This is a genomic window from Glycomyces tarimensis (genome assembly GCF_054776215.1).
This window is the reverse complement of record NZ_BAAHCB010000002.1, coordinates 160,976-173,858: the sequence shown is the minus strand read 5'-3', so window position 1 is coordinate 173,858 and position 12,883 is coordinate 160,976. Positions and strand designations below refer to the sequence as shown.

The window sequence follows — 12,883 nt, the reverse complement described above, 5'->3', positions numbered from 1 at the left end:
GATGCGTTACTGGCAGGCCTCGCAGGTCTCGGGGTTCTCGAGCGAGCAGGCGACGTCCTCGGAGACGACCTCCAGCGCCTCGGGGGCCGACTCGGGCGCGGACTGGCCCACCGTCGTCTGGTTGATCCGCGTGGCCGGGCGGCTGCGCAGGTAGTAGGTCGTCTTCAGGCCCCGCTGCCAGGCGTAGCGGTACATCGAGGAGAGCTTCCCGATGGTCGGGGACGCCTGGAACAGGTTGAGCGACTGGGCCTGGTCGATGAACGGGGTCCGCGCGGCGGCCAGGTCGATGAGCGCGCGCTGCGGCAGCTCCCAGGCGGTGCGGTAGCGCAGCCGGATGTCCTCGGGGATCGCGTCGATGCCCTGGATCGAGCCCTCGGCGACGACGATCGCCTGACGCAGCGTCTCATTCCACAGGCCGCGTTCCTTGAGCTCGGTGATCAGGTGGCGGTTCACCTGGAGGAACTCGCCCGAGAGCGTCTCGCGCTTGAACACGTTGGAGACGACCGGCTCGATGCACTCGGCGCAGCCGGCGATGGACGCGATCGTCGCGGTCGGGGCGATCGCGATCATGAGCGAGTTGCGCAGCCCGGACTCGGCGATCTTGGCGCGCACGGCGGTCCAGCGCTCGCCGAGCGTGACCTTCGCGTCGGCCCAGTGGTCGAGGTGCAGGACGCCCTCGGCGGCGCGGGTCTCGGCGAAGTTCGGGTGGGCGCCGAGCTCGTCGGCGAGGCCCGCGGAGGTCTCGTACGAGACGAGCGCGATGCGCTCGGCGATCCGCGTCGACAGCTCCAGGGCCTCCGGCGAGTCGAAGGAGAGCTTGAGCTTGAAGAAGACGTCGGCCAGGCCCATGCAGCCCAGGCCGATCGGGCGCCACTTGCGGTTCGCCTTCTCCGCCTCCGCGGTGGGGTAGAAGCCGAGGTCGATGGTGCGGTCGAGGAACTTGACGGCCGTGCGGACGGTGTCCTCGAGGCGGTCGAAGTCGAATCCTTCAGGCGAGCAGTGCTCGGCGAGGTTCACGCTGCCGAGATTGCACACGGCGGTCTCGGCGTCGCTGGTGACCTCGAGGATCTCGGTGCACAGGTTGGAGAGGTGGATGACGTTCTCGCGCCTGGCGGTCTGGTTCGAGGTGCGGTTCGCCGTGTCGGAGAAGGTGATCCAGCCGTTGCCGGTCTGCGCCAGCGTCCGCATCATGCGGCCGTACAGCTCGCGGGCGGCGATGGTCTTGCGTGCCTTCCCGGCGGCCTCCGCCTCGCGGTAGGCGGTGTCGAACGCCTCGCCCCACAGGTCGACCAGCTCGGGGACCTCCTTGGGGTCGAACAGGGACCACTGGGCGTCGGCCTCGACGCGGCGCATGAACTCGTCGGGGATCCAGTTGGCGAGGTTCAGGTTGTGGGTCCGGCGGTCCTCGGAGCCGGTGTTGTCGCGCAGCTCCAGGAACTCCTCGATGTCGGCGTGCCACGTGGCCAGGTACACGCATGCGGCGCCCTTGCGCCGGCCTCCCTGGTTGACCGCGGCGACCGAGGAGTCGAGGGTGCGCAGCCACGGCACGATCCCGTTCGAGTGGCCGTTGGTGCCGCGGATGAGCGAGCCCCTCGACCGGACGCGGGACCAGGCGATGCCGATGCCGCCGGCGTACTTCGAGAGCCTCGCCACTTGGCTGTAGCGCTCGTAGATCGAGTCGAGCTCGTCCTTGGGGCTGTCGAGCAGGAAGCACGACGACAACTGCGGGCGGCGCGTCCCCGAGTTGAACAGTGTGGGGGAGGACGGCAGGTAGGCGAGCTGCGAGAGCAGGCGGTACAGCTCGGCGGCCTCGGCGACGGTCTGGCTCAGTCCGCACGCGACGCGGAGCATGAAATGCTGGGGCCGCTCGAGCACGGTGCGGTGCTCGGGGTGGCGCAGCAGGTAGCGGTCGTAGACGGTGCGCAGCCCGAAGTACTCGAAGCGGTCGTCGGCCCGGTCGTCGATGACGGCGTCGAGCTCGGCGGCGTGGGCGTCGACGAAGCTCACCAGCTCCTCGGACAGCAGCCCGTTGTCGCGGCAGGCGGCGATCGAGGTGGTGAACGACACGACCCCTTCGGCGGCGGTCTCCTCGGCGATGTGCTCGGCCAGCATGCGCGCGGCGAGCTTGGAGTACGTCGGCTCGGTGGCGACGGTGGCCGAGGTGAGCTCGATGGCGCGACCGCGCAGCTCGCCGAGCGTGGCGCCCGGCCAGATGCCGGCTTGGACCTGGGCGATGACGCGCTCGGCGTCGACGTCGGGAAGTCCGGCCGCGTGGGCGCGGACCTTCTCGGCGATGGAAGCGGCGACGTCACCGCCGGACGGATTGCCCCGCTGTACTGGAGCGGTGGTGGTGGCGGATGTCGTGGTGGCGAGCCCGGTCATCTCTGCGTCCCCTCGTGGCGTGCGATTCGCGTGAAGCGGCGAAGCCGAAACGGCCGCTGATTCGCGGTGGGAAGCGAATGCGGACGAAGTCGACCCGACAACCGCGAATCATACATGTTGTGGTTCTCTCGCGAGGGCGACCCAACATGTTGCGATTTCGCGGAGTTTCAGGCAGTGAAACCGCAGCGTGTCCGCTAGGCTCGAAGGTTTCCGCGGAGCCAGACTAAGCCCGCCGGCCGACACTTCTCCGGGGAAATCGGGGACTCGGGCGAAGGTGTGATCCTCGCCGTCCAAACCGCCTCCGCCGCCTCGCCCACGGCCTGGTAGCATCGTTGCGGTTCACTTGAACGTGGGCCTCCGTAGCTCAGTGGATAGAGCACTGGTTTCCGGGACCAGGTGTCGCAGGTTCGAATCCTGCCGGGGGCACAATGTCATCTCTCAAGAGATAGGAAACAGGTCGAACCTGCGAGGGTTCGGCCTGTTTCTGTTTGTCAGCCGTGCGGGTCCTTTGTGCTCGCCGGTGGACTGGTAGTCACGGCTGCACCGCGCTCCAGAGCCGGTCGAGCCGTCCCGTGAACCCGATCCCCGCAGCGGTGCCGACGGCGTCGAGGTGATGCTGGGCCGAGGGGTTGCTCGCAGTCCTGGACAGGGAGAAGACCTCGACGATCTGGCCGGCGATCACCACGGCGCTCCGCGCCACCACCGCCGTCCGGATTCAGTTCACGGCCATGATGAGGGCTGCGGCGATCAGGATGGCCGCGGCGGCCGCCAAGACCCAGTCGCCTATCACCACGTGGCGGCTCAGACCCGGTTCGGGATCGGCCGTTCCGAGGTCCGGGGACCCGTCGATCGGCGCGCGGCGTTCGAGCATGGCCGTCATCGTCGGGCCATGACGGTCGAATTCGAGTGTTTCGCCTCGCTCGACCGACCGCACGGTTCGTTTCGCGGTGCGCCGCAGCAAATAGCCGGTGGCGAAGGCGAGTGGGAAGGCAAGCCACAGCGGCCCGTCGGGATCGAGTTCCCCGAGAGCGAACACCGCAAAGAGGAGAGCCATGCCCGCGCAGAGCAAGGTGGTGCCGCCCCAGAAGAGCAGCAGCCAGGCATTCCTGCGGGAGAGCGACTTCGGAGAGGGCGGGGGCGGTGGCACGGCCATAGTCCTTTCACGGCGGCGGACCTGGGGTGGTGTGCCCGAGTCGGGTGTCTGAAAGTGTAGTCGAGTCCTCGGCCGCCGTCGGTCCGAGCGCCTTGGCGCGGTGCGACCTATCGGCGGCTCGGGCGCTGCCGCCAAGTCGTGAGCTTCTCCGGATTGCGCATCACCCAGAGGTCCCGCACCCGGCCACCGGCGACCGCCAATGCCACGACGGCGGCGATGCGGCCGTCGGTGTCGCGCGCGGTGAGGCCCGCCTGCCCGCTGACCATCGCCGTCTCGATGGTCAGGCCCGGGAGCTTGCGGTGGACGTGCGCGAACATCGCCGCGATCCGGGCGGCTCCGTGAAGCGGCACCAGCGGGGCGCTGACGCGGCCACCGCCGTCGGCGACGGCATGCGCGTCGGGATCGAGCACGGCGATGAGGGCCTCGGTGTCACCGGTCTGCCAGGCCGCCTTGAACGCGCTCACCGCGCGGGCATGGTCGCCCGGGCCGACCGCTCGCCGCCGCCCCTGACGGACCCGGCGCCGCGCCGACGAGGCCATCTGACGGCACGCCCCGGCGGAGCGGCCGACGACATCGGCGACCTCGGTGAAGCGGAAGCCGAAGACGTCGTGGAGCACGAACACGACCCGCTCCGCGGGCGTCATCGTCTCCAGCACCACCAGCATTGCCACACTCAGCGACTCGCCCGTCGCCACCAGCTCGGCCGGATCGTCGCCGATCGGATCGCGGCTCAGGCTCGCCCATGCGGCGGCGTCCGAGACCGGTTCGGGCAGCCACGTGCCGACGTACCGCTCCCGGCGGTGCCGCGCCGAGCCCAGCACGTCCAGGCAGATGCGGCTCACGGTCGTCACGAGCCAGGCGGTGGGCGAGTCCACCGCCTCCCGGCGCTGCGCCGACATGGCGTACCACCGGGCGTAGGCCTCCTGGACGGCGTCCTCCGCCTCCGGGACCGAACCGAGCATCCGGTACGCCGCGTTCAACAGCGCACTCCGGTCGGACACGCGCCTGCCCACCCGCTTCACATCGATGTCGAGAACTCCCACAACTCTAGCGACGAAACGGCCCGCGGATATGTCAGGCGCCCATCCGGGAACCGCGGACCTGACACCGCGGCCCCGGACTTCGTCATAAGCGGTGAGGGCGCACCCGGCGCCCCGCGCATCGAACGGAGCAAGGAACCGTGACCGATCAGCCAGTCGCGTTCATCAACGTCCTCGACGTCGTCCCAGGGCGCCAGCAGGGTCTCGTCGACCTCCTCGTCGAGGCCACCGAACAAGTCATCAGGCACCGCCCCGGATTCGCGGGGACCACGGTCTTCGCGAGCCTGGACGGCACCAGAGTCATCAGCTGCGCGCGGTGGCGAAGCGCCGAGGACGCCGGGGCGGCCCGCGCCGATCCCGAAGTCCAGGCCTACGCCGAGCGGGTGGCCGCCGCCGCGCAGGCCGACCCGGCGGTGTTCCGACTCGCCGCCGACATCGGCTGAGGACGCCCATGTCAACGATCATCACCGTCGCCGTCGTCACTGCCACGATCCTCGCCAACGCGGCCATCGTGATCGCCGACCTGGCACGCGCCCGGTTCGTCCTCGACAACGCCGCGGAAGTGGGCGTGCCCGAAACCTGGCTTCCCCGGCTCGCCGCGCTCAAAGGGGCCGGCGCGCTGGGGCTGCTGGCCGGACTGCTCGGCCCGGCGCCCCTCGGCATCGCGGCGGCCGCCGGCCTGACGCTCTTCTACATAGGTGCGATCGCCGCTCACGTGCGCGCCAGGGTCCTGCACAACATCGCCTTCCCCGGTGCGTACCTCGTATGCGCGGCCGCGTCGTTCGCCTTGTTGACGCTCCGGTGAGTCCCGCCCGCGGCTCCAGCAGCCCGCACCGGCTCGCCGAGCGACACCGCCACGGCGTTGCCGCCGCAGGCGAGCCGCACCCGCGCTGCGGCAATGGAGGATCGCCTCGCGGCGGCTCCGGCGAACCGTTCGGGGAGCGGCTGCCCGATAGGCGTGTGGCCGCCGTCAAACGCATCAGGGACGACGCGCGGCCGACGGTTCCGTAGGATCGGCGGTATGACGACGATCCCCTCACCGCGGCACGGCCGGCGCACGCTGCTCGCGATCGCCGCCTCGGCCGCGCTGCTCCTCGGCGCCTGTTCCGGCCCCGAAGAGGCGCCGCCCGCCGACGAGGTCATCCCCGACGCCGCCTCGGCCATGGCCGAGGTCGAGAACCTGCGCTTCGATCTCGCCGTCGACGGCGAGATCCCCGACCTCGAGATCAAGTCCGCCGACGGGGTCGTCACCTCCGGCGGCGAAGCCGAGGGCACCGGCGTCATCACCGCGATGGGCATGGACGTCGAGGTGTCCTATGTGATCATCGGCGCGGACGCCTACGTCAAGGGCTTCACCGGCGGCTATCAGCAGATCCCGGTCGGCGACGAGATGCTGCCCTACGATCCCACGGTGATCCTCTCGCCCGACCGCGGCATCCCCGCGCTGCTCGGGGCGTACGAGAGCGCCGAGCCGCTGGAGAGCGAGGAGGTCGACGGGACCGACGCCTACCGCTACGAGGTCACCTTCGACCCCGAGGTCTTCGCCCAGTTCATTCCCGCCGAAGGGAACTGGAACACGGCCACGGTCTGGTTCGACCAGGAGACGAAGCGCGTCCTCAAGGCGGAGTTCGAGGAGGGCGGCGCGACGGTCGCGCTCACCCTGTCGGACTACGACGACTCGGTCACCATTGAAGCCCCTTAGCGTCGAGAGCCCGGCCAAACGGCGCATCGCGATCAGTGCGGCCTCAGCAACCGTCCTCATAGGATCTATCGACGCGTACGTGCTCGTGTCGGTCCTGGTCGACATGATCGCCGACCTCGGCATCCCCGCCAACCACCTGGAGCGGGCGACGCCGCTGGTCACCGGATACCTGCTCGGCTACGTCGCCGGCATGCCGCTGCTCGGGCGGCTGTCCGACCGCTTCGGACGCCGCGCGCTCATCCACGCCTGCCTCGCCGGCTTCGCCGTCGGCTCGCTCATCAGCGCCACCGCCGTCGACCTCGTGCCGCTCACCGCCGGCCGCGCCCTCCAAGGCCTCGCCGGAGGCGCCCTGCTGCCGGTGACCATGGCCCTCGCGGCCGACCTGTTCTCGGTCCGGCGGCGCGCCGTCGTCCTCGGATGGGTCGGCGCCGCACAGGAGCTCGGCGCCGTCATCGGGCCGCTCTTCGGGGCCGCCGTCGCCTTCCTCGTCGGCTGGCGCGGCATCTTCTGGATCAACATTCCGCTCGCGATCCTGGCGGCGGTCGCCATCCACTTCACCGTCCCCGCGCGGGGAGAGGACCGCGAGCGGCAGCGCGTCGACTTCGTCGGAGGATCGCTCCTCGCGCTCGCGCTCGGCCTGCTGGTCGTCGGCCTCTACAACCCCGAGCCCGAGGCCTCGGTGCTGCCGTCCTGGGGTCCGCCGGTCATCGCCGCCGGCGCCGCACTGCTGGTCGCGTTCGCGCTCTGGCAGTGGCGCTCCCCGGTGAAGCTGCTGGAGCCCGCCGGGGTCCGCTGGCGCCCGTTCGGCCTGAGCCTGGCCGCGAGCCTCGCCACCGGAGCGGCCCTCATGGTGACCCTCGTGGACGTCCAGCTCATGGCGCAGACGCTCCTCGGCAAGGACGCGACCGGCGGGGCGCTCCTGCTGCTGTGGTTCCTCATCGGCCTGCCCGTCGGCGCCCTCGCGGGCGGCTGGCTCGTCTCCCGCCTCGGCGAACGCGTCCCCGCCGTCGCCGGGCTCACCGCCGCGGCCGGGGCCTACCTCCTCATCGCGAACGCCCTGCCCGAGGTCGAAACCGGCCTCGCCCTCGCCGGGACCGCCCTCGGCCTGGTCATCGCGCCGCTGTCGTCCGTCGCCCTGCGCACCACGCCCGAAGGCCAGCACGGCATGGCCTCGGCGGCCGTCGTCGTCGCCCGCATGATGGGCATGCTCCTCGGCGTCGCCGCCCTCACCGCCTGGAGCCTCCACCGCTTCCAGGCCTCCACCGCCGAGCTCGACACGCCGCTGCCGTTCGGGATCTCCGAGGCCGAATACCTCCAGCGCCAAGAGGCCTACTTGGAGGCCCTCGACGCGGCCCTGGCCGCCCAGTACAGCGACGTCTTCACCGCCACCGCCGTCATCTGCCTCGCCGGTGCCGCGGCATCACTCGGTTTGCCCGGGCGCGAGCGGCCCGAGTCGGGATAGTCTTGCGGCCATGGCCGATCTTGCAATCGCGGAGAACGCGGACGAGCAGCGCTATGAGGTGCGCGACGCCCAGGGCGGCGTGCTGGGATACCTCGAGTACCTGCCGCGCGATGAGTTCACCATCCTGCCCCACACCGAGGTCGACCGCTCGCTGCGCGGCCAGGGCTGGGGCGAGGCGCTCGCCAAGTTCGCCCTCGACGACCTGCGCGGCAAGGGCGTCAAGGTCTACCCGACGTGTCCGTTCGTTGAACGCTGGATGGAGCGGCACCCCGAGTACGACGAGATTCGTTACCAGGCGTAGCCGACTCCGTTGAGGAGTGTTCACCTCCGCGCCCGATCGTGGTTCACCCGCCGTTCATTTCGAGGCGCAGCATCGTCTCTATGAGCTCCCTCCAGGCAGGTGACATCGACTGATGCTGTCCGCTCTCATCCTCCTGCGCCACGCCGCGACGTCGACGTCCGCCGTCCCGGCCCGCCTCACCGCCACCGAAGCCCAGCGCGCCCGCGCCATGGCCGACTTCCTTCAGCTGTACAACCCGACGGTGCTCGTCAGCGCCCCCGAGCGCCACTGCGCCGACACGCTCGCCGCGCTCGCCGGCCGCCTCGGCCTCCAGGTCGCCGTCAGCGACGACCTCGCCGCCGACCCGCCCAAGTTCCCCGGCGACGGCGGGCCCGCGCACGCCGCCGCCTGGTTCGCCTCCCGCGCCGTCCGCGCCCTGCCCGATGCGCGCCGCACCGCCGTCGTCTGCGCCGAAGGCGTCGTGCTGTCCGCGCTCCTGGTCGCGATCGCCGCCCGCGACGGCCACGACCTGTCGGCCTACGACTTCACCCTCCCGCTCGAAGGGCCGCAGACGCTGCCGCCGGGCGGCGGCTGGGTCCTGCACCGCGACGACGGGCGCCTCGTCGACGTCAAGGCCCTGGCCCCGCGCTAAATCGATTGCGGCCCCGGACCGGGCGCGGATAGCATCGAGGATTCGTCTGCCTCAATCCGTGCCCGATCCGGGAGACCGCCGTGCCTGAAAACGGAACAGCCCAAGCCGAACTGCGCGCAGAAATCGAGTACCACGAGCGTGCCCGGGCCCACATGTCCGACATGCTCCGATTCACCGCCGACACCTACGGACGCCACGAGGCCGAATTCAACGAGGGCAACAGCGGTGGCAAGGGCGACGGCGACGTGGGCCCCGACAAGGAACTCGCCTTCGCGATGGCGAAGTACACCACCGGCCGCATGACCGAGCTCGCCGACCAGGGCGTCGCTTTGTTCTTCGGGCGCATCTGGTTCGACTCCGGCGAGGAGTACCACATCGGGCGCCGCCACATCCGCGACGAGCGCTCCACCCCGCTCGTGCTCGACTGGCGCGCCCCCGTCGCCGAGCACTACTACCGCGCCAGCGCGCACGACCGGCGCGAGGTGGCCAAGCGCCGCCGCTTCGGCTTCCAAGGCGCGACCATCACCGGCTTCGAGGACGAGGACCTGCGGCTCGGCGAGGAGGTCTCCTCCGACATCCTCACCGCCGAGATCGAACGGCCCCGCACCGGTCCCATGCGCGACATCGTCGCCACCATCCAGCCCGAGCAGGACGAGCTCATCCGCCGCGCCTCGGCCACCACCATGTGCGTCCAAGGGGCCCCGGGGACCGGCAAGACCGCCGTCGGCCTCCACCGCGCCGCCTGGCTGCTCTACAACTACGCCGAGCACCTCCGCAAGGCCGGGGTCCTCATCGTCGGCCCCAACGAGGGCTTCCTCGCCTACATCGCGAACGTCCTGCCCACGCTCGGCGAATCGGCGGTCTGGCAGGTCACCGTCCAGCAGATGACGAAGGCCGACACCGCCGTCGCCGTCGACTCCCGCGAAGCGGCGATGCTCAAGCACGACGAGCGCATCGCCCTGGTGTGCGAGCGGGCCGTCTGGGGCCACGTCGGCCGGGCCGCGGACGGCGGCGTCACCGCCGAGGAGGGCCTGCTCATCGCCGACGGAGGCTGGCGCTGGCGACTCGGCGAGCGCTACCTCGACGAGGCGATCGACACCGCCCGCGCGAACACCCGCACCTACGACGCCGGCCGCAGGGCCCTCGAGGACGCCATCGTCCAAGGGGTCCGCCGCCAGGCTGAGATCCGCGCCGGGCACTCCCCGGACGGCAAGTGGGCCACCAAGCTCAAACGCACCGACGCCGTCCGCGGCTTCCTCGACGCGGTCTGGCCCAAGCTGAACGGCAAGACGGTCCTGCGCAGGCTCTACTTCGACGCCGACTTCCGCGCCGAGGCGACCCGCGGCATCCTCACCGAGGACGAGGCGGCGCTGCTCGCCCCGAAGGGCAGGGCGCTCAAGCAGACCGCCGCCGACATCCTCATCGCCGACGAGATCGAATCGCACCTCAAGCTCCCGCAGCCCTCGGACTCATACGGCCACATCGTCATCGACGAGGCGCAGGACCTCTCGCCGATGCAGTGCCGGGCGATCGCCCGCCGCTCGGGCCACGGCTCCCTCACCGTCCTGGGCGATCTCGCGCAGGGGACCACGCCGTGGGCCGCCGCCGACTGGAAGCGCCAGATGGCCCACCTCGGCAAGTCCGCAGTGGAGTACACGGAGTTGACGACCGGTTTCCGCGTCCCCGGCGTCATCATCGAGCTCGCCAACCGGGTCCTGCCGCACCTGGGCGTCGACGTCGCCCCCGCCCGATCCATCCGCTCCGACGGATCCGTGGACTTCATCGCCACCGCCGACCTCGCCGCCGGCGTCCGCGACGCCGTCGCGAAGGCCCTCGCCGAGGAAGGCCTGGTCGGCGTCATCGCCGCCGACCACCGCGTGGCCGAACTGCGCGGCGCGCTCGGCGCGAGCGAGCGCGTCGAACTGATCGCCGCGAGTCTGGCCAAGGGGCTCGAATTCGACCACGTCGTCCTCGCCGAGCCCTCCGAGATCGTCGAAGCGCCAACGGTCCCGATCGACGCCTCCGCAGGCGTCGCCGAGCGCGGGACCGTCGAAGGCGTCGGCCTGCGCCACCTCTACGTCGCCCTCACCCGCGCCGTCTCGCGGCTCACCGTCGTCCACACCCGACCCCTCCCGTCTCAGATGCGCTCCTGAATCCCTCGACTCGACTCGTGTAACGTGATCGTCACGAAAGCCTGCGGCCGCTGGGAGAACGCCGTGGGTGGCGAAGCGCCCGGTCGGATCGCTTCATCACGGAATTATCACGAATGGACTCCAGTTGGTCACTGGGTGCTCGCATCCGGCAGCGGGCATGTCTAATGTTGCAAACACACCGCCGAGGGTGACCATGACCGCTGCCTCTGTTTTCGGAGGCAGGCGGCACCCACCGTTTCGAGCGGGGCGACAGTGTGATCGCTCCAGAATCCGGCCACGGCCTCGGCAAGACACACGGAGGAGATCTATGACTCTCAAGAGGAGAGCACTCGCGGGTATTGCGACGGCAACCGCCGGCGCGCTCGCACTGTCGGCCTGCGGCGGCAGCGGTGACGATGAAGGCGGCTCGCAAGGCGGCGACGTCACCTGGGCCATCGCATCGAGCTTCAACAACTGGTATCTCGACACGAGTGCGGGCAACAGCTCCTACTTGCGCCAGATCTTGAGCCCGATGCTCCCCACCCTGGGCGACTTCCACCCCGACGACGGCTCGTGGGTCGTCAATGACGCGGTGGTCGCCGAGGAGCCGACGCTCCTCAGCGAGGAGCCGATGCAGGTCCAGATCAAGCTCAACCCCGACGCGAACTGGGGCGACGGCAACCCGATCCGCCTTGAGGACTTCATCTACACCTGGCACCAGCGCGCCGCCACCGAAGAGTTCTGCACCGAGAAGTGCGACACGGTCAGCTCTGAGGGCTGGACCGAGATCGAGTCGATCGAGGAGCCCGAAGAGGGCACGATCGTGATCACCTACGCCGAGGGCTACGCCGACCCCGAGTGGCTCTACACCGAGTACCTGCGGATGCCCTCGCACATCGCCGAGGAGAACGGCTTCGAGAACTGGGCCACCGACCCGGCTCAGATGGGCGACAGCGTCGAGTGGTTCGCCTCCAACGCCCCGACCTGGTCGGCCGGCCCCTACCTCCCGAGCGAGGCCGAGCTGGGCGAGTACATCCGCTACGAGCCGAACCCCGACTACGCCGGTTCGGCCGACCCCGGTCTCGACAGCCTCACCCTCGAGGTCATCGAGGACACCGAGTCGATCATCACCGAGGCTCGCCAGGCCACCATCGACGGTTCGTGGCCGAACACCTTCACCATGGACCAGCTCACCAAGCTCGACGACACCCAGGACGTCAGCTACGAGACCTACCCGGGCTCGATCTGGCTGCACCTCGACATCAACGCCGAGAACCAGTTCCTGAGCGACCAGGCGCTGCGCCAGGCGGTCTTCACCGCCGTGGACGTCAACGAACTGATCGAGCGGAACTTCCAGGGCATCGACGACGTCAGCCGCAAGCTCAACCCGTTCTTCCCGGAGAGCTCGCCGTACTACGAGGAGATCCCCGCCCTCGCCGAGCAGGGCACCGGTGACGTCGACGCCGCCAGGACCATGCTCGAGGACGCCGGCTACACCTACGACGGCGACACGCTGATGAGCCCGGACGGCGAAGCCGTGACGTTCAACTTCCGCTTCGGCGGCTCCGACGAGATCCGCAAGACCATCGCGGAACTGGTGCAGGCGCAGCTGGCCGAGCTCGGCATCACCGTCGAGCTCAACGCGATCCCCGACAACGCCCTCGGTGACGTCATCGGCGGCAAGGAATTCGACATGGTCATCTTCGGATGGTCGGGCAACCCGGCCTTCGTGGTTGCCCCGAACCAGTACTTCGGCGCGGAATCGCCGTACATGTTCGGCCCCACGGACAACGCCGAGCTGCAAGAGGCCATCGACGGCGTCTACGACTTCGACCTCGACGCGGCCGCCGCCTCGGCCAACGAGGCCGCGCGGATCGCTGCCGAGATGGCCGTCCAGCTGCCGATCCTCGACGAGCCGCAGAGCATCATCGTGGCCGAGCACCTGGAGAACGTGGGCCCGAACGGCAACAGCCAGGCCGGCCCGCTGTGGAACGTCAAGGACTGGGCGCTGAACTAGCGGTTCGATTCCCTTTCGATCCTCTATGAGAGCCCGGCGCTCACAGGCGGGGGCGGCCTTCGG

12 protein-coding genes and 1 tRNA gene are annotated in these 12,883 nt (G+C 70.1%); 9 read left to right on the top strand and 4 right to left on the bottom strand.

The window, feature by feature from the left end:
• Positions 1–6: 6 nt before the first annotated feature.
• Entirely contained in the window at positions 7–2,382 is a 2,376-nt protein-coding gene (locus tag ACYVK3_RS02905; protein ID WP_460495752.1) for a ribonucleoside-diphosphate reductase subunit alpha, read from the bottom strand.
• Positions 2,383–2,735: 353 nt separating this feature from the next.
• Between ACYVK3_RS02905 and ACYVK3_RS02900 the strand changes: the two genes are divergently transcribed.
• Positions 2,736–2,808: transfer RNA gene (locus ACYVK3_RS02900), tRNA-Arg, on the top strand.
• A 106-nt stretch (positions 2,809–2,914) separates the two neighbouring features.
• Here ACYVK3_RS02900 and ACYVK3_RS02895 read toward each other — a convergent pair.
• The 3 genes from ACYVK3_RS02895 to sigJ all read right to left on the bottom strand — a co-directional run bounded on the left by ACYVK3_RS02895 (position 2,915) and on the right by sigJ (position 4,536).
• Positions 2,915–3,085, bottom strand: a complete 171-nt coding sequence (locus ACYVK3_RS02895) for a hypothetical protein (protein ID WP_460495751.1) — start codon at positions 3,083–3,085, stop codon at positions 2,915–2,917.
• Between the two features lie 12 nt (positions 3,086–3,097).
• Complete coding sequence (locus ACYVK3_RS02890) at positions 3,098–3,529, bottom strand: hypothetical protein (RefSeq protein ID WP_460495750.1); 432 nt, start codon at positions 3,527–3,529, stop codon at positions 3,098–3,100.
• 113 nt (positions 3,530–3,642) lie between these two features.
• Positions 3,643–4,536, bottom strand: a complete 894-nt coding sequence (gene sigJ / locus ACYVK3_RS02885) for an RNA polymerase sigma factor SigJ (protein WP_460495749.1) — start codon at positions 4,534–4,536, stop codon at positions 3,643–3,645.
• A gap of 179 nt (positions 4,537–4,715) precedes the next feature.
• Between sigJ and ACYVK3_RS02880 the strand changes: the two genes are divergently transcribed.
• The 8 genes from ACYVK3_RS02880 to ACYVK3_RS02845 all read left to right on the top strand — a co-directional run bounded on the left by ACYVK3_RS02880 (position 4,716) and on the right by ACYVK3_RS02845 (position 12,820).
• The gene (locus ACYVK3_RS02880; protein ID WP_460495748.1) at positions 4,716–5,018 is read left to right on the top strand and encodes an antibiotic biosynthesis monooxygenase; all 303 of its coding nucleotides are present in this window, start codon (positions 4,716–4,718) and stop codon (positions 5,016–5,018) included.
• 8 nt (positions 5,019–5,026) lie between these two features.
• Positions 5,027–5,380 (top strand): DoxX family protein, encoded by a 354-nt coding sequence (locus ACYVK3_RS02875; RefSeq protein WP_460495747.1) that lies wholly within the window; start codon positions 5,027–5,029, stop codon positions 5,378–5,380.
• Between the two features lie 216 nt (positions 5,381–5,596).
• Positions 5,597–6,277, top strand: a complete 681-nt coding sequence (locus ACYVK3_RS02870; protein ID WP_460495746.1) for a LolA-like protein — start codon at positions 5,597–5,599, stop codon at positions 6,275–6,277.
• Positions 6,264–7,739 carry an MFS transporter gene (locus ACYVK3_RS02865; protein WP_460495745.1) on the top strand — a complete coding sequence of 492 codons (1,476 nt, stop codon included), beginning with the start codon at positions 6,264–6,266 and terminating at the stop codon, positions 7,737–7,739. The genes ACYVK3_RS02870 and ACYVK3_RS02865 overlap by 14 nt, the downstream gene beginning before the upstream one ends.
• Positions 7,740–7,749: 10 nt before the next feature.
• Complete coding sequence (locus tag ACYVK3_RS02860) at positions 7,750–8,040, top strand: GNAT family N-acetyltransferase (protein ID WP_460495744.1); 291 nt, start codon at positions 7,750–7,752, stop codon at positions 8,038–8,040.
• A 112-nt stretch (positions 8,041–8,152) separates the two neighbouring features.
• Positions 8,153–8,671, top strand: a complete 519-nt coding sequence (locus ACYVK3_RS02855) for a histidine phosphatase family protein (protein WP_460495743.1) — start codon at positions 8,153–8,155, stop codon at positions 8,669–8,671.
• A gap of 80 nt (positions 8,672–8,751) precedes the next feature.
• The gene (locus ACYVK3_RS02850; RefSeq protein ID WP_460495742.1) at positions 8,752–10,824 is read left to right on the top strand and encodes a HelD family protein; all 2,073 of its coding nucleotides are present in this window, start codon (positions 8,752–8,754) and stop codon (positions 10,822–10,824) included.
• A gap of 307 nt (positions 10,825–11,131) precedes the next feature.
• On the top strand, positions 11,132–12,820 hold the full coding sequence (locus ACYVK3_RS02845) for a periplasmic substrate-binding domain-containing protein (protein ID WP_460495741.1): 1,689 nt from the start codon (positions 11,132–11,134) through the stop codon (positions 12,818–12,820).
• The last annotated feature ends 63 nt before the right edge of the window (positions 12,821–12,883 follow it).

Excerpts from the sequence above, each read along its gene's own strand:
- ACYVK3_RS02855 (WP_460495743.1), top strand. The coding sequence starts at position 8,153 with ATGCTGTCCGCTCTCATCCTCCTGCGCCACGCCGCGACGTCGACGTCC.
- ACYVK3_RS02905 (WP_460495752.1), bottom strand. The coding sequence starts at position 2,382 with ATGACCGGGCTCGCCACCACGACATCCGCCACCACCACCGCTCCAGTA.
- ACYVK3_RS02875 (WP_460495747.1), top strand. The coding sequence starts at position 5,027 with ATGTCAACGATCATCACCGTCGCCGTCGTCACTGCCACGATCCTCGCC.
- ACYVK3_RS02860 (WP_460495744.1), top strand. The coding sequence starts at position 7,750 with ATGGCCGATCTTGCAATCGCGGAGAACGCGGACGAGCAGCGCTATGAG.
- ACYVK3_RS02870 (WP_460495746.1), top strand. The coding sequence starts at position 5,597 with ATGACGACGATCCCCTCACCGCGGCACGGCCGGCGCACGCTGCTCGCG.
- ACYVK3_RS02845 (WP_460495741.1), top strand. The coding sequence starts at position 11,132 with ATGACTCTCAAGAGGAGAGCACTCGCGGGTATTGCGACGGCAACCGCC.